Annotated in this window: 19 protein-coding genes and 1 riboswitch; of the genes, 4 read left to right on the top strand and 15 right to left on the bottom strand. The window is 34.8% G+C overall.

Annotation, left to right across the window (positions count from 1 at the left end; genetic code table 11):
- Positions 1–4: 4 nt before the first annotated feature.
- From leuB to ilvD, 7 genes are all read right to left on the bottom strand, one after another.
- Positions 5–1,060 carry a 3-isopropylmalate dehydrogenase gene (gene leuB, locus DW196_RS05425; RefSeq protein WP_118250532.1) on the bottom strand — a complete coding sequence of 352 codons (1,056 nt, stop codon included), beginning with the start codon at positions 1,058–1,060 and terminating at the stop codon, positions 5–7.
- Entirely contained in the window at positions 1,053–2,579 is a 1,527-nt protein-coding gene (locus DW196_RS05430) for a 2-isopropylmalate synthase (RefSeq protein WP_118250533.1), read from the bottom strand. Before DW196_RS05430 ends, leuB begins: the two co-directional genes overlap by 8 nt.
- 181 nt (positions 2,580–2,760) lie before the next feature.
- The gene (gene ilvA, locus DW196_RS05435; RefSeq protein ID WP_118250534.1) at positions 2,761–4,023 is read right to left on the bottom strand and encodes a threonine ammonia-lyase IlvA; all 1,263 of its coding nucleotides are present in this window, start codon (positions 4,021–4,023) and stop codon (positions 2,761–2,763) included.
- 11 nt (positions 4,024–4,034) lie between these two features.
- Entirely contained in the window at positions 4,035–5,027 is a 993-nt protein-coding gene (gene ilvC, locus DW196_RS05440; RefSeq protein WP_118250535.1) for a ketol-acid reductoisomerase, read from the bottom strand.
- Between the two features lie 24 nt (positions 5,028–5,051).
- Complete coding sequence (ilvN, locus tag DW196_RS05445) at positions 5,052–5,537, bottom strand: acetolactate synthase small subunit (protein WP_118250536.1); 486 nt, start codon at positions 5,535–5,537, stop codon at positions 5,052–5,054.
- Positions 5,534–7,213, bottom strand: coding sequence for a biosynthetic-type acetolactate synthase large subunit (ilvB, locus tag DW196_RS05450; RefSeq protein WP_118250537.1), 1,680 nt, complete (start codon positions 7,211–7,213; stop codon positions 5,534–5,536). The genes ilvN and ilvB overlap by 4 nt, the downstream gene beginning before the upstream one ends.
- A 13-nt stretch (positions 7,214–7,226) precedes the next feature.
- The gene (gene ilvD, locus DW196_RS05455) at positions 7,227–8,921 is read right to left on the bottom strand and encodes a dihydroxy-acid dehydratase (protein WP_118250538.1); all 1,695 of its coding nucleotides are present in this window, start codon (positions 8,919–8,921) and stop codon (positions 7,227–7,229) included.
- A gap of 424 nt (positions 8,922–9,345) precedes the next feature.
- Between ilvD and DW196_RS05460 the strand changes: the two genes are divergently transcribed.
- The 4 genes from DW196_RS05460 (at position 9,346) to DW196_RS11360 (ending at position 11,922) form a co-directional block, all read left to right on the top strand.
- Positions 9,346–9,588 carry a hypothetical protein gene (locus tag DW196_RS05460; protein WP_071457677.1) on the top strand — a complete coding sequence of 81 codons (243 nt, stop codon included), beginning with the start codon at positions 9,346–9,348 and terminating at the stop codon, positions 9,586–9,588.
- An 82-nt stretch (positions 9,589–9,670) separates the two neighbouring features.
- Positions 9,671–10,774: a YibE/F family protein gene (locus DW196_RS05465; protein ID WP_158563531.1), complete on the top strand. Its 1,104-nt coding sequence runs from the start codon at positions 9,671–9,673 to the stop codon at positions 10,772–10,774.
- Positions 10,764–11,510, top strand: coding sequence for a YibE/F family protein (locus DW196_RS05470; RefSeq protein ID WP_071457679.1), 747 nt, complete (start codon positions 10,764–10,766; stop codon positions 11,508–11,510). The genes DW196_RS05465 and DW196_RS05470 overlap by 11 nt, the downstream gene beginning before the upstream one ends.
- Positions 11,511–11,545: 35 nt before the next feature.
- Positions 11,546–11,706: riboswitch (M-box (ykoK) riboswitch) on the top strand.
- A gap of 75 nt (positions 11,707–11,781) precedes the next feature.
- Positions 11,782–11,922: a hypothetical protein gene (locus DW196_RS11360; RefSeq protein WP_158563532.1), complete on the top strand. Its 141-nt coding sequence runs from the start codon at positions 11,782–11,784 to the stop codon at positions 11,920–11,922.
- Between the two features lie 498 nt (positions 11,923–12,420).
- Here DW196_RS11360 and DW196_RS05475 read toward each other — a convergent pair whose 3' ends face one another.
- The 8 genes from DW196_RS05475 to DW196_RS05510 form a co-directional block, all read right to left on the bottom strand.
- Positions 12,421–13,527, bottom strand: a complete 1,107-nt coding sequence (locus DW196_RS05475; protein ID WP_118250580.1) for an NADH-dependent flavin oxidoreductase — start codon at positions 13,525–13,527, stop codon at positions 12,421–12,423.
- A 105-nt stretch (positions 13,528–13,632) separates the two neighbouring features.
- Complete coding sequence (locus DW196_RS05480; RefSeq protein WP_118250539.1) at positions 13,633–14,001, bottom strand: MarR family transcriptional regulator; 369 nt, start codon at positions 13,999–14,001, stop codon at positions 13,633–13,635.
- A gap of 231 nt (positions 14,002–14,232) precedes the next feature.
- Positions 14,233–14,649, bottom strand: coding sequence for a hypothetical protein (locus tag DW196_RS05485; RefSeq protein ID WP_118250540.1), 417 nt, complete (start codon positions 14,647–14,649; stop codon positions 14,233–14,235).
- Positions 14,650–14,667: 18 nt separating this feature from the next.
- On the bottom strand, positions 14,668–14,835 hold the full coding sequence (locus tag DW196_RS11365) for a hypothetical protein (protein ID WP_158563533.1): 168 nt from the start codon (positions 14,833–14,835) through the stop codon (positions 14,668–14,670).
- A 105-nt stretch (positions 14,836–14,940) separates the two neighbouring features.
- Entirely contained in the window at positions 14,941–15,513 is a 573-nt protein-coding gene (locus DW196_RS05490; protein ID WP_118250541.1) for a DNA-3-methyladenine glycosylase I, read from the bottom strand.
- Positions 15,514–15,541: 28 nt separating this feature from the next.
- Positions 15,542–16,522, bottom strand: coding sequence for a GHKL domain-containing protein (locus DW196_RS05495; protein ID WP_118250542.1), 981 nt, complete (start codon positions 16,520–16,522; stop codon positions 15,542–15,544).
- Positions 16,523–16,940: 418 nt separating this feature from the next.
- Complete coding sequence (locus tag DW196_RS05505; protein WP_118250544.1) at positions 16,941–18,656, bottom strand: ABC transporter ATP-binding protein; 1,716 nt, start codon at positions 18,654–18,656, stop codon at positions 16,941–16,943.
- A gap of 77 nt (positions 18,657–18,733) precedes the next feature.
- Complete coding sequence (locus tag DW196_RS05510) at positions 18,734–21,952, bottom strand: DEAD/DEAH box helicase (protein ID WP_118250545.1); 3,219 nt, start codon at positions 21,950–21,952, stop codon at positions 18,734–18,736.
- Positions 21,953–21,962 lie beyond the last annotated feature (10 nt).

Below are 21,962 nucleotides of genomic sequence, written 5' to 3' on the forward strand. Positions count from 1 at the left end.
ATGTTTAACCTCCTATAATTTCCATTAATTCCTGACGAATGTGTCGAGTGACATCAGTTGTTGAATAACTTCCACCTAAATCTTTTGTCATAATATCTTTTTTCATCACTTGTCTAACTGCTTCATCCACCATGTCAGCTAATTTATATTGTTTAAAGCTATCTCGTAACATCATCGACACGGAATAAATCATCGATAATGGGTTAGCCACGTTTTGACCCGCAATATCTGGTGCTGATCCATGAATTGGCTCAAATAAATGAATACCTGTTTTAGATAAACTAGAACTAGCTAATACTCCTAAACTTCCAGTTAACACAGAAGCTTCATCACTTAAAATATCGCCAAACATATTTTCAGTCACGATAACATCAAATTCTTTTGGTTTAGTAATCATCACCATCGCACAAGAATCCACTAATTGATGTTCTAGTGTCACATCTGGATAATCTTTACTCACCTCAATTGCCACTTGACGCCATAATTTGCTTGTTGCTAGTACATTTGATTTATCCACCGATGTGACTTTTTTTCGTCTTGTTTGAGCTAATTCAAATGCTGCACGCATGATACGCTCAATCTCTTCTTTTGTATAAATGCATGTATCTAACGCATTTTCTTCATTTAATTCGCGTGGTTCACCAAAATAAATACCTCCAGTCAACTCACGAACAATCACAAAATCCGTACCAGTAATTCTATCTTCTTTAATAGGTGATAAATGAACGAGTTCTTCTGAAACTTGAATTGGACGAATATTAGCATACAACGATAATTGTTTTCTAAGTGCTAAAAGTCCGGCTTCTGGTCGTTCTTTACAATGGTCCCACTTTGGTCCACCAATAGCTCCTAGTAAAATCGCATCTGATGACTGACAACTTTCAACTGTTTTTTCAGGAAGTGGTTTCCCAACTGCATCAATCGCAGCTCCACCAACTAATTCCTCAGATACTTCATAATCAAACAAGCCATTTTCTTTAAACACTGATAAAATATCTAGTCCTGCATCCATAATTTCCGGACCAATACCATCACCTTTTAATACTGTAATTTTAGTCACGTTTCTCACCTTCTCTTAGTTTACTAAATGCATTGAGATATGCTTTAGCTGAAGCTGTTAAAATATCAAAATCAATGCCCACTCCATGAACGGATTCCTGTGTTTCAGGGTCAGATACTTCTACATGAACTTCTGCTTGCGCATCTTTTCCACTTGTTAGCGACTCTATTCTAAACGTATCTAATTGAACATCTTTATCCATGATTCGATTAATCGTATTATAAATTGCTTGGATACTTCCAAGTCCTGTTGCTGAATCTGATAATTGGTCATTTTCAGCCGTTTCAATTTCAATCACAGCAGCTTGTTGACCATTTGAAGTAAATTGCAATTGTAAATTCTTTAATTCTAAACTTTGACTTGTGGAAATAGTATTACCAGCAACTAATGCATGAATGTCTCTGTCCAAAATGTTCTTCTTTTTATCTGCCAATACTTTAAACTCATCAAATAAAATTTGTTGTTCCTCTGGAGTTAAGTTCGTATAGCCTAACTCAATTAATTTCTGACCAAATGCATGGCTACCTGATAATTTCCCAAGAGGCAAATGATTCGTTTTTAGTCCAATTAATTGTGGTGTCATAATTTCATAGGTATCAGGATGTTTCAATACCCCATCTTGATGAATGCCTGATTCATGAGCAAATGCATTGCCACCAATAATCGGTTTGGTTTTATGAATTGGGATACCTGACAATCGGCTAATCAAGTCACTCGTCATTTTCGTTTTTTCTAAAATGATATTTGTTTTTGCTTGATAAAAATCTTGTCTAATATGAAGAGCTAGTGCGACTTCTTCAATCGCTGTATTTCCCGCTCGCTCACCAATCCCGTTGATTGTTCCCTCAACTCGTCCCGCACCATTTTCAATGGCCGCTAAAGCATTTGCTGTTGCCATCCCCAAATCATTATGACAATGACAAGAAAAAATCACGTTATCAATATTCTGACAATTTGAGGTAATATATTGAAATAATTCACCATACTCTGTTGGATTTGAATAGCCGACCGTATCTGGAACATTAATAATTGTTGCACCCGCATCAACTGCTGTTTGAATGGCTTTAACTAAAAACTCTTTTTCAGTACGTGTAGCATCTTCCGGAGAAAATTGTACGTTTTCAAACAGTGATTTAGCGTACGCGACGTGCTCTTTAATCGAAGCTAGTACTTCTTCTTCACTCATATGGAGTTTGTATTTCATATGAATCTCACTTGTCGCTAAAAAAACATGGATTTGTGGATGATTCGCGTGTTTTAATGCCTCATATGCAGCATCAATGTCTTTTTTACGACAACGAGCTAATCCAACAACAGTCATCTTATCCACAGCTTTGGCAATTTCTGAAACAGCTTCGAAATCTCCTGGTGATGTGATTGGAAATCCTGCTTCTAATGCATCAATCCCATAACTTTCTAATTGTTTAGCGATTCTTACTTTTTCAGCTGTATTAAAATTAACACCTGGTGTTTGTTCACCATCTCTTAGTGATGTATCAAAAAATTGAATAGTTTTCATCATTATCTCCCCTTTAACAAATTAAAAAGACTCCTCACGTAGAAACATGAGAAGTCTTTCAGTCAAGAATCCCATGTCAGACAAAGTCGAATAGGACCCATAGTGTACTATCTACACTGGGCCCTGCATTAATAATAATCGATAAATGCTTGTCGTTGACTTTGTCATAACACTCTCTCCTTTAGACTAGTAATGTATACAATGATTCATTTTCTTGTAGATTAATATAATTTGGATCAAAAATTGTGAGTCGCTCAATTAACGAAGCGTAGTCAGCATGATCTTGGAGTAAAATACCAATCACAACTGGGCCACTTCCTCGATTAATTTTTTTCGTATACTCAAATTTAGTGATATCATCGTGTGGACCTAAAACGTCTGATACAAACTCTTTTAACGCCCCTGCTCTTTGCGGGAAATTAACCACAAAGTAATGTTTTAATCCTTCATAAATCAGTGAACGTTCTTCAATTTCAGGCATACGCTGAATATCATTATTTCCACCACTGATAATACACACAACGGTTTTACCTTTGATATCATCTTTATAATCATCTAATGCCGTTACTGATAAGGCTCCTGCTGGCTCAACAACGATGGCTTGTTTCGTATAAAGCTCTAAAATCGTGCTACATACTTTTCCAATAGGTACTTCACACACGTCATCTACCAATTCTTGACTGTGTAAAAAAGTCATTGCTCCTACTTCTTGCACAGCTGCCCCATCAACAAACTTATCTAGATGAGATAAGGGTGTCACTTTTTTCTCCTTTAATGACAATGACATAGAGGCTGCTCCAACCGGCTCGACTCCAATAATTTTTGTTGTTGGACTTTTATCTTTGAAATAGGCACTGATGCCACTGATTAATCCTCCACCACCAATAGGGGTAAAGACGTAATCAGCAGGTGACGCTTCTTTTTTATTTAATTGGTCAACAATTTCAAGAGCCACAGTTCCCTGTCCTGCAATAATGTTTTCATCGTCAAATGGGTTGATAAACGTTAATCCATGTTCTTCACCATAATGAATGGCCATATCTTTCGATTGATCAAACGTATCTCCAGCAAGTTTGATTGTCACTTGATCTCCACCAAATGCTTCTACTTGGTTAACTTTTTGTTTTGGTGTCGTCACTGGCATAAAAATCGTAGCAGGAACTCCCATTTTAAAACATGTATAGGCAACTCCTTGTGCATGATTTCCAGCACTGGCACACACCACCCCTTTAGCCAACTTTTCTTTTGATAATTGACTGATAGCATAATATGCTCCGCGTAATTTAAACGACCGAACTATTTGTAAGTCTTCACGTTTTAAATATACATCAGCATCGTATTTTTTTGATAAGTAATCATCGTATTGGAGTAGTGTTTTAGTTACCACCGGCTCCAATATATGATTGGCTTTTTCAACTTGTTCACTTGTCACCAACGTCCCCATAGAAACGCCTCCTATTTGTTATTAACAAATGGCATCATGTCTCGCAATTCTTTACCAACTGCTTCGATTTGGTGTCCTTGTTGTTCTTTTCTTAATCCATAGAATTTTTCAAATCCATTTTTGTTATCTTCGATAAATCCTTTAGCAAAAGTTCCATCTTGAATATCAGTTAATACATCTTTCATGCGTGCTTTTGTTTCAGCTGTTACAACACGTGGTCCAGAAACATAATCTCCATATTCAGCAGTATTAGAAATTGAATCACGCATTTTTTCCATACCACCTTCATACATTAAATCAACGATTAATTTTAATTCATGTAATACTTCAAAGTAAGCAATTTCTGGTTGGTATCCAGCTTCTACTAATGTTTCGAATCCTGCTTGAACTAATGCAGTTGTTCCACCACATAATACGGCTTGTTCACCAAATAAATCCGTTTCTGTTTCTTCTTTAAATGTTGTTTCTAAAACCCCAACACGTGTCGCGCCAATTCCTTTAGTGTAAGCTAGAGCGATGTCACGAGCGTTTCCTGTTGCATCTTGTTGTACCGCAAATAATGATGGCACAGCAAATCCTTCTTCAAATGTACGACGAACTAAATGTCCTGGTCCTTTTGGTGCAACCAAGAATACATCCACATCAGCTGGTGGTTGGATTACATCAAAGTGAATATTGAATCCATGCCCAAACGCTAAGGCATTTCCTGCTTCTAAGTATGGAGCAATTTCATTTTTGTATAAATCTCCTTGGATTTCGTCTGGTGCTAAAATCATAATAACGTCAGCTTTTTTTACTGCTTCACTTACTGGGAATACATCAAAGCCAGCTTCTCTTGCAGCATCTGCTGATTTCCCTTCACGGATACCAATAATCACATCATAACCTGTGTCACGTAAGTTTTGTGAGTGGGCATGACCTTGTGAACCATAACCGATGATTGCGATTTTTTTTCCTTCTAACTGATCTCCTTGAACTGAATCTTCATAATATACTTTTGCCATAATTAATTCCTCCGATAAATTTTATTATTTTATAGAACTTCTAAGTAACCCTGTAATTCCGGTTCTTGCAAGCTCTTGAATCCCGTATACTTTTAATACATCTACTAATGCATCAATTTTTTCACTGCTTCCAGCTATTTGGATGATAATAGATTGACTACTCACATCAATGACACTTGCTCTGAATGGCTCAATCATCGACATAATTTCTTGTCGATTGATACTAGTTGTTGCAACTTTTATCAGTGCCAGTTCTCTCTCTAAATGAGAGTCTGCACTCATATCGATGACTTTTATGACATCAATTTGTTTATTTAGTTGTTTAATCAATTGCTCCATTTGAAAATCCAAGTCAACACTTACAACTATGGTAATTCTTGACACATCAGGGTTTTCTGTGACACCTACAGAAATACTTTCAATATTAAACTGACGTCTGGTGAGTACTCCTGAAATACGATTTAATACACCTGATGTGTTTCTAACTTTCGCTGAAATTATTCGTCTCATCTTTTCACCACCCCAATCATTTCATTATTAGGTTTTCCTGGTGGCACCATTGGCAACACGTGCTCTGTTGGTGAGCAATTAATTTCAATTACCATTGGCTCTTTTTCTTTAAACGCTTGAATCAACTCTTCTTCCAACGTTTCAGCATTATCTAGTCTGACAGATTTTAAATGATACGCTTCTGCCATTTTTTGAAAATCTGGTTGATTATCAAATACCGATTCAGAACGTCTTTCGTTAAAGAAACTCTCTTGCCACTGACGAACCATACCAAGTGAATGGTTGTTTATCAAAATGACTTTCGGTGCAAGATGATACTGCTCTATGATAGCTAGCTCTTGGTTGGTCATTTGAAAGCCACCATCGCCAACAATAATCACCACTTGTTTATCTGGTTTGGCTAATTGTGCGCCAACACCAGCTGGAATACCGTATCCCATCGTGCCTAAACCACCACTAGTAATCAGTTGATTTTGATATTTAAATGGATAAAATTGGGCTGCCCACATTTGATGTTGACCAACATCTGTGGCGACGATTGCTTCCCCATTAGTAATTTTCCCAATAAGTTCAATCGCTCGTTGTGGTTTGATTTCTTCCACAGTTTCTTCATAAGTAAATGGTGCTTCTGTTTGATAATTTTTAACTGTGTCACGCCAATCATCATAGTTTTCTGTATTAAATGTTTCTTTATTTAATAATCGAATGACTTCTTTGGCATCCCCTACAATCGGAATATCTGTTGGAATAATTTTCCCAATTTCAGCTGGATCAATATCCATATGAATAATGGTTTTGTCTTTTGCTAAACTTTCTGGGCAACTAGCTAATCGATCATCAAAGCGAGATCCGATATTGATTAACAAATCTGCTTCCATCAATGCTTGATTGGCTGCATAGGAACCATGCATACCACCCATGCCTAAAAATAAATCATTATCTGTTGGTACAATTCCTAAGCCAAGGAGAGTCGATACAACTGGAATTTTTGAATTTTCTAATAATTCTCTAAATTCGGTCGTCCCATCACTGTGATGAATGCCCGCACCAATTAAGAAAACTGGTTTACTTGCTTGATTTATCGCAGTCACGACTTTCTTTATTTGATTAGGATGTGGCATATAATTTGGTTGATAGCTTGGTATATGCACATCGGCTATTTTTTTGACCGGTGTTTCATCTAACGTGATATCTTTTGGTAAATCGATCACCACTGGTCCTTTTCTTCCTGTTGTCGCAATGTGAAAAGCTTCTTTAATCACTTTAGGTAAGTCTTCTACTTTTCTCACTTGATAGTTATATTTCGTGATAGGAATAGTTAATCCTAAAATATCGGCTTCTTGAAAAGCATCTTTCCCGATACCACTACTGGCTACTTGACCTGTAAAGACAATTAATGGTACCGAATCACTCATCGCATCGGCTATTCCCGTAATCACATTAGTGGCTCCAGGGCCGCTTGTTACTAAAACAACTCCTGGTTTGCCACTGGCTTTAGCATATCCTTCTGCTGCATGTACCGCTCCTTGTTCATGTCGCGTCAAAATATGCGGAATTTTTTTGTCATACAAGCTATCGTAAAGTGGCAAAACCGCTCCACCTGGATAACCAAATATCATCTCAACATCTTCATCCAATAAGGAATCAATGAATAGCTCTGTTCCTTTTTTATTCATATGACTTGCCCCCTTACTCACCCATCAAATTATCTGGTATTCTCATAATAGCCCCTGTATGTGCTGAGGTTACTAAAGCTGTATATCGTGCTAGATATCCTTTTGTTACTTTTGCTTTAAATGGTTTTTTCTTCGCTTTTCTCTCATCTAATTCATCATAAGATACAGCTAAATTGATTGTACGATTCACTAAATCAATTTCAATTTCATCGCCATCTTCAACCAATCCAATTGGTCCACCTTCAGCTGCTTCTGGTGAAATATGTCCTACTGCAATTCCACGTGTCGCACCAGAAAAACGTCCATCAGTAATTAAAGCAACATCTTTTCCTAATCCGCGTCCAACAATACTTGATGTTGGTGCTAGCATCTCTGGCATTCCTGGGCCACCTTTTGGTCCTTCATAACGAATCACCACAACATGTCCTTTTTGTACTGTATGATTATCAATCGCGGCAACAGCTTCATCATGTGAGTCAAAGCAAATCGCTTTTCCTTTAAATACTGAAATAGACGGATCAACCCCTCCAACTTTAATGACACAACCTTCTGGTGCAATATTTCCATAAAGAATTGATAAGCCACCAACAGGACTGTATGCATTCTCTTTTGGTCGAATCACTTCTTCATTGTTAATCAAAGCATTTTGAACGTTTTCTCTAATTGTTTTTCCAGTAACTGTGATACGATCTGGATGAATGGCTCCTTCGATACTAGTTAATTCATTCATGATAGCTGGCACGCCACCTGCTTCATGTACATCATGCATTGAATAAGAAGATGATGGCGCAATTTTTGATAAATAAGGCACACGTTTAGCAATCTCATTAACATCAGATAAGTCATACTCAATTTCTGCTTCATTGGCAATAGCTAATGTATGCAACACCGTATTAGTTGAGCCGCCCATTGCCATATCTAAGGCAAACGCATCATCAATTGCTTCTTTTGTAATAATATCTCGTGGCTTTATTTGTTTTTCTACAAGGTCCATTAAATGAACGGCTGATTGTTTTATTAATTCACGACGCTCATCAGAGACTGCCAACGCTGTTCCATTATAAGGTACAGCCATTCCTAAAACTTCCATTAAACAATTCATTGAATTTGCTGTAAACATTCCTGCACAAGAGCCACATGTTGGGCAAGCATTTTGTTCCATGAATAAGAATTCTTCTTTTGTCATGCCACCTTCTTTAAATGCTCCAACTGCTTCAAACATAGATGATAAGGTTGCAGCCTTACCGGTTGGATCAATCCCTGCTTTCATTGGCCCCCCTGAACAAAAGATGCTTGGTACATTTGTTCTTACAGCTGCCATTAACATGCCTGGTGTGATTTTGTCACAGTTTGGAATATAAAATACCCCATCAAACCAATGGGCATTGATCACCGTTTCAGCTGCATCCGCAATGATTTCACGACTAGGTAGAGAGTAACGCATGCCAATATGTCCCATCGCAATCCCATCGTCAACGCCAATTGTATTAAACTCAAATGGAATGCCGCCAGCTTCACGAATCGCTTCTTTTGCGATATCTGCTAATTCTCTTAAATGCACATGTCCTGGTACAATATCAATGTATGAATTACAAATAGCAATAAATGGTTTGTTCATGTCTTTGGCATTTTTCACTTGTCCTGTTGCATACAACAAACTTCTTGCTGGTGCTGCGTCGACACCTTTTTTGATTTTGTCACTTCTCATTATAATTTCCTCCTCTAAAAATAAAAGAAAAAGCATTCCATTTAAGTATGACACTCAATGGAATGCTTTAAGGCAAGAATCCCATTATCTTACAACAAATAGGAACTCGACCTGTAGATGTTTTTTCACCCAACGTGTCCTAGTTCCTAACCTGTAATAAAATAATGACTAAATTATTCTTGCTCTCTCTCATGATAATGTTCCCCTTTAATTGGAATTTGATTAAAATATTATTAAAGTAAATATAGACTTATCTTGTAAAACTGTCAACAGTTTTTTTGATTTTTTTATTTTTAGGTCTTTTTAATCTATTTGTTTTTATGATACAATTTTATTTAATATATTATAAATAGTAACACATTTCTTTTTTATTAACCATCATTTTTTGAAAATAGTTAAAGTTTTTATATAGGAGGAATAATCTATGAAATTATATGAACAATACAGAGATACCAAGTCTTATGATGATGATTTTTTAAGATGGTTACTAATCAGAAAACTAAATTTAAAACAACAATTAGCTATTATTTTTGTGCTTTGGATGGTGTGGATTATTTTAGCTCCTAATCTTGTTTTTTGGGTAACTTTTTTCAAATACGCTATTATTATTTCGCTTATAACTGCTTTAATCGTCTTTATTAAAAAAAGATTAAAACTGTTATCTTGAATAGATATCATTAGCCTTCTCATAAAAAATCAGGATAATATAACTATACTGTTATCAATCCTAAAGTATGAGGAGGTTTCTCTTGTTGAAAAAATATAGTTGGAAAGTTCTTTCTGTGGTCATTTTATTATTAAATGCTTGGTGGATTTTCCAAACATTTCAATACGACCACTACCAAGAACCACTTGGTAAAATAACTAAAGTTAAAATAGTAGAAAAAAACGACACCATTGATGAACATCAAAACAAAGATATTATCTCTACCCAACAAATCCATCTAACTCTTTTATCTACAAAAAATAAAGGAAAAGAGCTAACTATTTTAAATAAATTTAGCCAATCACGAATCAAAGATCAAGAGTATAAAACAGGTGATTTAGTCTTTTTGTCTATTAAAGACAACGATTTTTCACAAGCAACTATCATTGACAGTAAACGTGATACTGGACTAGCAATATTGATGTTAGGATTTGTTTTACTACTGATTGTAATTGGGCGAAAAAGTGGTGTAGCATCATTGATTGGATTACTTATCAATACGGGACTATTTTACTTACTTTTGGTTCTGTATGAACATGTCTCGAGTCAATCACTCATTTGGCTTTCTTTATTATTTTTCCCGATTATTGTCGCCAGTACATTAATTGTCTCAAATGGCTGGAACCAAAAAACAAAAATTTCTATACTTACAACTTTATGTAGCACCCTTATTACCTTTGTTCTTGGTGTCAGTATCATTACTTTACTAAAGCATAAAGGACTACGATATGAGGAGATGGAGTTAATAACTAGACCACAACATGTCTTATTTATCTCAAGTTTATTAATTGGGACAATGGGTGCTTCCATGGACATTTCGATTACATTAAGCACTGCCATGAATGAAATCTCTCAAAGGCATAAACAATTAACACCTCAATCATTGTATCAATCAGGGATTCAAGTTGGTTCTGAGGTCATTGGGCCAATGATTAATACCATGTTTTTTTCTTATTTGAGTGGATCGATTCCTTTAATTTTGATTTTTTTAAGAAACGATATGTCGTTTAACTATACGTTTCCTATCTCTCTCTCTCTTGAAATGACACGTGCGTTAATTGGTAGCATTGGGATCGTCTTGACTATTCCCATCACCAGTTACATCGCCAGTATCTTTCTAACAAGGGGGAATCAGTATGAGCGTTAACTTAGTATTATTTATGGTTCTGATTTTTTTATTATGGTATTTTCAACAACGTAAAGGTGTCCTTACTCTTATCACACTAGCTATTAATTTAGCGATGTTATTTGTCATGATTTTGTGTATTAATATAGGATTTTCACCAATTTTTTTAACGATTTTAACGTCGATTTTAATTAGCGCAAATAATTTATTTAATATCAATGGGTACAATGACTCAACTAAATCTGCTTTTATTAGCAGTACTTTTGTCATCTTTTTAATGGTCCTACCGATACTTTTTGTTACCTCAACGTTACATCTTCAAGGAATTCCTCTTGAAGGCCTAATGGAGATGGATATGTATTCCTTACATATTGGAGTATCTTTCGTTGATTTAAGTGTCGCTGTATTATTGATGACCGTCGTTGCAGCGATTAATGATATCGCTATTTCGATTACATCTTCTATGATAGAAATCAAAGAGAAATTACCTGATTTGTCATTATCTGAATGGAAAAAATCCGGTCTAACTGTTGGAAAAGATGTCTTAGGGCCAACGATTAATACATTAATTTTTGCAGCGATTGGTAGCCAATTTGCCTTATTGATTTGGGTATTTGATTTAAAATATAGTCTGACACAGCTAGTGAATAGTAAATTAATTGTGACAGAGTGGGTGGCGATTATTTTTAGTGGTATTAGTATTGCCATCACCATCCCTATCACTATTTTTCTACTCACAAAACAAGTTAATGATTGACAATTCGTTATATTCTGTTAAAATAAAACACGATAAATGAATTTTGTTAGGTGAGGCTCCTATGCAAACACAGGCTATTGCCCAAAAACGTCGAGAGACACCAATGGGTAGAACAGGAATTGTCGTGAAGGCTTTTCATAAGATAGCTAAGATTTTTCTTTACGTTGTATAGTGCTAAAGCTCAACATATTACTTAAAATATGTTCGTTCTTTTAAGTCCTAACCTCTTTATTTGGTTAGGGCTATTTTTAATTTTAGGAGGTGGATGATTATGATAATAGTTATTGCCATTGCCATTGTTGTTGCACATATTATAGGTCACAATGCTACAGAAATAGTGACAAACGTACCAGCACTATCTGAAGATTTTGACCCTCATCCCACCCTAGTTGGGTGTCGTCAATTTAACTAAGCCTTCCTAACAATTATTTATCGAACAAAAATATCTGCGAAGAAAACAGAAGCTAAAAATGGCTTTTGTTTTTCTGTTTCTTTATATAAAATATAACTTAAGCAAATACGTATTTTAAAAATGTAATCGCTTGCATTTTATTTAGAAATGAGTTAATATGAACTCATAAGGAACTACAATTCCCACAATTAGTTAACAAGATATTTAAATTTTATCAGCTTTATAAGAAAGGTAATATTTAAAAGATTTGTATCTGATTGACATGTAAACAGAAACACATGTAAGTGAATTAGAAGTTTAAACAATATAGAAAGGCGTGGGAATTTGAAATCTTCCTTATTAACAAAATAAGACCTAACAGGTGTTTAAGATTTATTGGAGAAACAAAAGGCACTCCAATGTGAAACGTACGACAAAAAACACAAAATCCTGTTAGGTCTATTTTTTATCAAAAAATAACTAAATCCTATTATAAAAAAAGAATGATGAGTCATCTCATCATTCTTTTAATCTTTCAGGCATCATAAATTCAAGAAATTCAGTCAACCCATCTTGAATAAACAATTCTTCTCTGTCATACATAGATAAAGACGTTCTAATAAGAGGTTCTCTATTATCCAATATTTTTTGTGCCCAATGAGGATCAATAATCATAGAACGACCAACTGCTACAAAATCAGCATTCTCTAGAACATTTTTGACATCTTTTGAAGTTCTCACATCACCTATTCCAATTAAAGGGACTCTATTATTTATTTTTTGATAAACATATTCAAGCATCGATTTATCCTGATAAGAAGGAGAAACAGATTTACGATTATAATCATTTAAAGAAATATGAAGATAATCCAATCCTTTATTAGATAATTTATCGATTAAGAACAACGTATCTTCAAATTTAATACCAGGATTTTCAAACTCCTCTGGTGAGAATCGATACCCAATAATAAAATTTTCTACCTCTGATTGATCAACTGTATCAATTATTTCATCGACAATAGTATCAATAAAATGGTATCTTTTTTCTAATGTGCCACCCCATTCATCTTTTCGTCGATTAGAATGTGGTGAGAAAAATTGTTGAATAACATAAGTATTTGCTCCATGTATTTCAACTCCATCAAATCCTGCCTTGATCGCACGAATTGTCGCTTTCTTGAAGCTATCGATTAAATGTAAAATATCACTTTCAGTCATTTCACGTGGTATTTCCGCATCTGGTCTTTCTGCGGCTATACTACTGGCTGAAATTGGTTGAGTACCACGCAAAATCTGAGAATCTGTCATTCTTCCAGCATGAAAAATTTGTAGAATAGCTTTAGTGCCATTTTTTTTAATACTACTTGCAAGGCTACTCAAACCAGGAATCTGTCTATCGTCATAAACTCCCAACTCGCCTTCCCAACCTTTACCATCTTCTTGAACGTTAGCCGCAGCTGTGATTACTGCTCCCACACCACCTGAGCGCAACCCATAATAATTTGCTTCATCCGTTGTAATAACGCCATCGTAAAAAGACATCTTAGTTGTCATTGGGGCCATAAACAATCTATTTTTTAATGTTAATCCTCGCTTAAATGTTACACTATCAGTAAAATTCTTCAACATGATCCTCACCTTTTAGGGAATTTTTATATAAATGCATGCGCACGCATTTTATGGATAGTATGTTATAATAAAAAAAGTCTATGAGCAAGCATAATGACTTAATCATAAACGTTCATTTAGGATAATTTCTATATATCTCTCAGCTTCAATCAACATATTTTTTCCTTTTTTTGTTAGATGGATATATATACCACGTTTGTCATCTAGACACGTCGTTCTTTCTATCATACCATAATCTTCACTTTCCATTCTAACCATCATTCTAGACATCGCACTTTGACTTAAATTAAAATATTTACTTATATCAATCAATTTAATACAGTAGCTAGGTGTCTTTCCCAAATAATATAAAACATAATATTCATTTAATGATAAATTCACTTTTCTTTTTAGTGTATTTTCTAATTTTTTTTCTAGCTTATTATGTTGATTGGTATAATCTAACCATCTCTCCATTAAATTATTTTCCATACTCACATTCCTCACCGTATTATGTATCACATCTACACTATACATCATTTAAGTAACTAATAATATTAATAATATTTTAATGTATTAGCCTATTATTATCTAATGTCTATTGTAATAATAGTAACTTTAACAACTATTTATAATTATTACACTATTTGTTAACAAAAAATTCACAAATTATAGATATTATATAAATGTACCAACAAAACAACCCTAACAAACTTTTTCATTTTATTTACTCCTCCAAAGTAAATAAAAACAACTCCTTCCTTGAATGGTTAATTCATTCAAGGTTTTTTTATGTTCTTTTCTTAAAAATACCACTATCTTTATGACTATTTCCGGTAACAACACGCTAACCATTAATACTATGATTAAAAATTTTGTGGATGAATAGATTTCTTTGGCTAAGAAGTTTTTTCCAATAAACCATTGAGCAAAAAATAATGTAACTGCTGATACACCATAAATCAAGATATAAGGTGAGCTGGCAGTATCCGTTTTTTTATCTAGATCAGGAACGAGCAAAGTCTGGCCTTTGCTAATAAAATTAGCATGTCCTGTTTGGTTTGTGTTCAAACGATTGAACTCACTACTTTTGATATTAGCATTTTGTGAAAACTTCTTTTGTTGCTCTCTATCACTCAAGCCAATCCCTCCATTATTTTATTTATTCAGCCGTCTTTTTTGATCAACGTAATACAAAATAGATACACCCATTAATATAAACACTAACACAACGACCAATTCAACATTTCCTACTGTCAATAAAAATAATCTACCAAATAAGAGGGAAATAAAAATAACATCAGGTAAATCAATCATTTTTTTCATCTGTCTCAGCTCCTATTTATGTTGTTCTATCATGAGTACAGATTATCATAAAAATGTCCTTTATTTATAAAAATACCCTAAATGACACTTATCATTGCTCAAACGTTAATTAGTGATACCCGTTCGTCTAAAACAATCAACCACATGATCATCAACAAGCCCGACTGACTGCATGAAAGCATAAACGGTTGTCGTACCTAAAAATTTGAATCCTCTTGATTTTAAGTCTTTACTAATTTTATCGGAGAGTTCGGTAGATGAAGGAACTGACTTAATTGTTTCCCAACTGTTTATAATTGGCTTAAAATCAACAAATGACCAAATGTAATCACTAAAGCTTCCATATTCATTTTGTATAAGTTTAAAAGATTGTGCGTTACTAATTGTTGCTTGGATTTTTAAGCGATGACGAATCACACCCTCATCATTCATCAATAACTCCACTTTATCTGTCGTATACTGACTAATTTTATCCACGTCAAACCCATCATAGGCTTTTCTTAACGTGTCTCTTTTCTTTAATATCGTTGACCAACTTAATCCTGCTTGCATACTTTCTAAAATGAGTGATTCAAATAATGTAGCATCATCATAACTTGGTGTGCCCCACTCATTATCATGGTATTGTTCTTCTAAATCATTGCTGTTTGCCCATTCACATCGTTTAATGATAACCATCTCCTATCATTTCAATAGTTTTACTTTTCTAGCCGACGCCATTCATCTCTTGACCTAAATCAATATCTAAGAAATAAAGTCCTCGCACATCTCTATGCTCATCTACATACTGTAATAAATCATTAGGACTATCTGTTGATAGAACAATTTCCATGTCATAGTCTTCAATCATTACATATTTTTTGATGATATCTTCTAAACGGTGTCGTTGTATCGCGTCGTCTTCGCAAATAAATATGGGGACCATCTTTTTACCTCCTGAGTTGATGATTATTTTTTGGATAAAGTGTTTGTCTGTCATAGATGTTTCTAACATGAGGTGTTTTTCTCGTTTACTCAATTCTCTTAAATTTGATAAACCAAGTCCTCTATTGTCATCTTTAGTTGAAAATCCTTCGACTTCTAATTGATGCAGAGATAGGGTGTTATCCCTAATCGGATTTTTTATGACAAATAAATAATTATCATCTAATGAAAACAAACCAACTTCTATTTTTCCATCTGGTATATGAACGACTTCCTCTATACTATTATCAAATAGTATGCCTATCATCCTTATGAGTACCACAAAATCCACTGGCAAATTATCTGATATGACATCTGGCACTTCCATTTGAACTAATACACCTTGGTCTTTTGCTAACAACATTTTGATTGCCAGAATACTTTTTAATTCATCAGACTTTATATTTGAGAGTTCTTTAAAGTTAAAAGAGTTTGTGTCTAGTAGTTCCTGTGTTGGTCTAATAACCTCTTGATAGCAGTGAGATAGTTTGTCCATATCTTTTAACTGAATAAAGTAATCCAATGAAGATAGAATATTAACATAGTCATGTTTAAATTTTCTGATTTCATTGTACTGTCTTGTTGTTTCTTTGGCGTATTCGTTCATATACTTCATTTCTAATGTTTGCTTTACGACTTCTAGCCTAAGTTCTTGGCTATTTGATATAGATTGCATAGACGTATAAATCAATACAGCAAAAGCCATAATAATGATGATACTCACGAGAACTGGTACCTCTGTCCCAACATAATATCTGTATATTCATATGACTCTGACTCTGCATAAAGCAATTAATAAACAACCGACTGTTACTTTTTCTTTTTTTCTAGATTGAATAAACGGTATAACTTTATCTCTTACTAGCACACTTACCACATAGATAAGAAGGTACAAAAATAGTTCTGAAATTATCAGTCCTATATCCATACTCCATCCAAAATAGCGAAACAAGCGAACGATTTTTATGGTTAAATCTGATAAAACTATGGGAATTAAAAACGATATATTTAATAGCGTTGATATTTGAAGAAAATAAACCATGATTATCGCCTCACTGGCCAGTTGTTTAGTTTGATTACTTTTATTTTATCACATGTTTCCTACAAAAAAGAAAAAAGCCAAGAGTAGTTGCTCCTAGCTTTTAGTTTCTAAATTGTGCGTCATATAATTTTTTATATGCTCCTTGTTTTTGCATTAACTCTTCATGTGAGCCACTTTCAACGATACCTGTTGTATCAACGACAACAATACGAGTTGCATCCTTAATTGTCGCTAAACGGTGTGCGATGATGAGAGTCGTGCGTCCTTTAGCCAGTGCACCTAGTGACTCTTGAATCACTTGTTCTGTTTCTGTATCAAGAGCTGATGTGGCTTCATCTAAAATTAAAATTGGTGGATTCTTTAAAAACATACGAGCAATCGCCACACGTTGTTTCTGTCCGCCTGATAATCTCACACCACGTTCGCCGATGACTGTGTCTAACCCATCAGGCAAGCCGTCTATAACTTGTTCTAAGTGAGCGAGTTTCACGGCCTCTAACACATCTTCTTCTGTTGCATCTAATTTTCCATATAAAATATTTTCCTTAATCGTTCCTGGAAATAAAAAGACATCTTGTTGGACTAATCCAATTTGTTCACGCAATGATTTTAATGTAACGTCTTGAATGTTTTGACCATCAATCAAAATATCACCACTATCAATATCATAAAAGCGTGGTAATAAATGGCATAAGGTTGTTTTCCCTGCCCCACTTGGCCCAACAAAAGCCACTGTTTCCCCTAATTTTATATCTAAAGATAAGTTATCAAATACTTGCGTGCCATCACTGTAGCTAAATGAAACATCTCTGTATTCAATGTTTCCTGTCACTGGTTTTAAGTCAACTGCCGTGTCACTATCTTGGATAGAGGGCTCTTTGTCAATCTCTTCAACAAATCGCTTGAATCCGGCAAACCCTTTTGGATAACTCTCAATCATAGTATTGATTTTCTCAATTGGTCTAGCAAACACATTTGATAACAAGATAAACCCAACGAAATTCCCATTGGTTATGTCCCCACGTATCGTGTAATAAGACCCAAATAATAAAGCAAATAAATTAATCAACCGAATCATCAAATAGTTATATGATGAACTCACTGCCATCGTTTTATAAAAAGCTAGTTTTGATTGACGATATAATTCGTTTAGTCCGGCAAACCGAGTGACCTCATGTTCTTCATTGGCAAAAGCTTGCGTCACACGAATCCCACTCACACTGGCTTCAATTCCTGCGTTAAATTCGCCAAGATTTTCATAAATCGTTGTATTGACTTTTGTCATTTTTTTATTGAAAAAGACTAATGCAATCGTAATAAAAGGCACCATCACAGCTGTCGCAAAAGCTAGTTGAGGATGAATTTGAAACATTAATAGAAATGACCCAACAAGTGTCATAATCGTGATAAACACATCTTCTGGTCCATGATGAGCCAGTTCTGAAATTTCAAATAAATCACTCGTTAAACGTGTCATCAGCTTTCCTGTTTTTTGGTTGTCATAATAGTCGTAAGGTTGTTTTTGCAAGTGTGTAAATAACTCATTACGCATATCCGTTTCGATATTAACCCCTAACTTATGTCCAAAATAAACCACGACATACTGTAATGTGGTATTGATGACGTAAAATCCAAACAATGCCACACTGACTAATAAAATCAAGCGAATATTTTTTAACGGCATAATTTTATCAATCACTTGATTGACAATAACCGGAAATGATAATTCAAGTAATGCTGCGATAATTGCACATGTAAAATCGACAATGAATAATGCTTTATACGGTCGATAATACGAAAAGAATCGTTTTACCATCTAACTCCTCCTAAATAAATACTGTAAAATAAACTATATCATACAAAAAGAAAAACATGAAAGAGTGACCTTTCATGTTAATCCTCATCACCAATGGCTAAAATATGTTTAATATCATCCATCGTCATTGATGACAATTCTGGTGCATCTTCTGAATGAAGGACTTTTTGGAACAGGGCTTTTTTTTCTAATTGAAGTTGATTCATTCGCTCTTCAATGGTGCCTTCAGCTAATAATCGCCATACTTCTACTTTTTTTGTTTGACCTATACGATGAGCTCGACCTGTTGCTTGTTCCTCAACTGCTGGATTCCACCACAAATCATATAAAATGACCGTATCTGCTCCTGTAAGGTTTAATCCTGTTCCACCAGCTTTAAGTGAAATCAAGAAAACATCTTTTTCGCCACGATTAAATCTCTCAACCAATTCTTGACGCTCTTTAACCGGTGTGCTACCACGCAAGTAAAATGTACCGACGTCTCTTTTTGCTAACTCATCTTCTAAAATGCTTAGCATTCCAGTAAATTGAGAAAATAATAATACGCGTCGACCATTACTTTTGGCTTGTTCAATTAAATCAAGTGCTTGATCCATTTTTCCAGAACCACCTGTGTACCCGTCAATGAATAATCCTGGATGGCAACAAATCTGACGCAGCCGAGTAATACCAGCTAAAATTGACATACGCTGTTTGTTAAAATCTTTTTCATTAAGCTGTGACATAGATTCTTGAATTTGTTTTAAATAAGCCACGTACACGGTTTTTTGTTCCCCAGTTAATTGAGAATATCGATCTGTTTCCACTTTATCTGGTAAATCTTGCAAGACTTCTTTTTTCACTCGACGTAATACAAAAGGCTTAATCATTGTGGCGACTTCAGTTGTTTCAAGCTGCTTAAACCGACGTTTTGGTGGGAAAAATCCCGGCATCAATAATTTAAATAATGACCATAATTCTTCTAATCTATTTTCAATTGGCGTCCCACTTAAAGCAAATACGCGATCTGATTTTAATCCAGATATTGATTGGAACGTTTTTGTTGTCGAATTTTTCACCATTTGTGCTTCATCTAAAATCACACTGTGACAATCAATTTTTCTAAATTCTGTACTATCTTGACGTAACGTTGAATAAGAAATAATCGCCACATCAACATCATCAAGTGACGCAATTTGTTCGTTTCTTTCTTCTTTTCCACCGATAATCAATTTAGATTTTAAACTTGGTGCAAATTTTTCTAACTCAAGTTGCCAATTATACAACAAACTAGCTGGAGCTACGATGACACTTGGTTTTGTCAACTCGCCATCTTCTTTTTCTGACAGTAAATACGCAATAGTCTGAATGGTTTTACCTAACCCCATATCATCAGCCAAAATTCCGCCAAAGTGATATTTGCTAAGTGTTTTAAACCACTTAAAGCCTGTTAACTGATAGTCACGTAACGTGGCATTTAATTTATTCGGTAAAGAAACTTCAACCTTTTCAGGATGGGTCAACTCGTCAACCATCGTTTCAAAATAATCACTCGTCTCGACATCTGATAACTGTGTCATAGCTTCACTCAATACTAAACTACGATAAGTTGGGACTTCTAAACGATTACCATCTAAACGAATATCTTCACGCAATAAGCGTAGCATTTGATTGGTTTCTTTATATGCCTCATCATCAAGCATCAACACCTGACCATTGCGTAGCTGATGATACTCTTTATTTTGCATTAAACTACTTAATACGTCATTGACTTCTGTTTCATCAACAGATGAAATATCAAATTGGATATCAAACCATGACCCATTTTCAATAATACGAGCTTTTGGTTGATGCTCATCTGCTGTTAAATACAAAGCTTTAATATCATCTGAAAGATGCACAGTCGTGTATTTTTCAAACGTTGGAATTTCTCTTGTGAAGAAGTAAAAACGTTCCAAATCATTTGGAAAATTTTTGCTATATTTTTGTGCATAAGTTCCGTACCCATAATGACGTAATAGTGTCAGTAGCCGTTCCTCTTGTACTTTATCACGTAACACGACACCTTCTTCACCGATGGACGTGCTATATTTCGGTTCATTTGAAAAGACATAATCCCCGTAACAAAAATCAACACGAACTACTAATGATGCCTCTTCTTTGTGGAAGTACAACTTAATATCTAATGGATATCGTAATACCTCATCATCTAATGATTCGGGCAATTCAAAGTCACACAACAATGCTAGTTGAGGTAAAACATACGAAAAGAGTGAACTCACCTGATCTTTGGTATAGTAAATTGTTGGCTTATCAAGTCGTTTCAGCATTTGGGTTAATACTTGATAACTAGATGCTTGCTCTTCTGTTAATTCGTAAAAGCCATCTGTTCCAACTAACCATTGGTATTCTTCTAAAAACACAATAAACGGATCAATAATTGTCAATTCGTAATCCGTTAAACCCACTGGTGATAAAGTTACTGTCAGCGGAATCTTCCCTTGATGAATCACCGCACGTTTAATCTGAGTATCAAAACCTTTTATAACAAATGACTTGTCATGTTTAAAGTGATCAAATAACTCACGTGCTTCTTGCTTACTTAATATCATATAGCGTCTATCAATCACAGATTTAGCTTGTGAGCGACTATTAACGACTAATGTTTGTTGTTCTTTCATAGCCAACATACTACGAATCAATGCATTATCTTCTGAATTAAATGCAGTTGCTCCGACTTTCCAATTAATCGTGCTAATCCGAATTTCCCTATCTTGTTTATATGCTTCTAAAAATTCATCCATATTTTTTACAACATACGTTTTATTTGGTGTATCTCGTCTTCCGATTCTTAAATGGAGTCCCAAAACGGATTGTTCATCATGATACTCAGACGTTGGGACAATGTCTATTCCATATGTTAAAAACAAATCATCTGTTTGTCTAATCAGTTTTCTAAGTTCTGCTTCTTGCAGTCGTTCAAATCCTTTTGTAAAAACAACAGCTGGAGAAATAACTTTTGGTGCATCTGTTTCTTTTAATTCCGTACGAGGAATAAATCGTGATACCCCTTGTTCACGCATTGCAAGTTCTACTGCTACTGTGTGCTTGCAATAACCATGTTGTTCCCAATACATACACTGGCATACATCATCTTCTTTAGCTGTTCCGTCTAGTTCAACATAAAGCATGTCACTTCCGATGACTTCAGCGTACCATACACGTCTTTCTAGATTTTTAGACCAAGAGACAACCCTGCCTTCTTTGGCACACTCTCGTCCTTCTTCTATTACTTTTTCCGGTATGGACCACTTCATTTTACCACTC

It is taken from the genome of Vagococcus sp. AM17-17 (assembly GCF_003471765.1).
GTDB classification, from domain to species: Bacteria; Bacillota; Bacilli; order Lactobacillales; family Vagococcaceae; genus Vagococcus; species Vagococcus teuberi.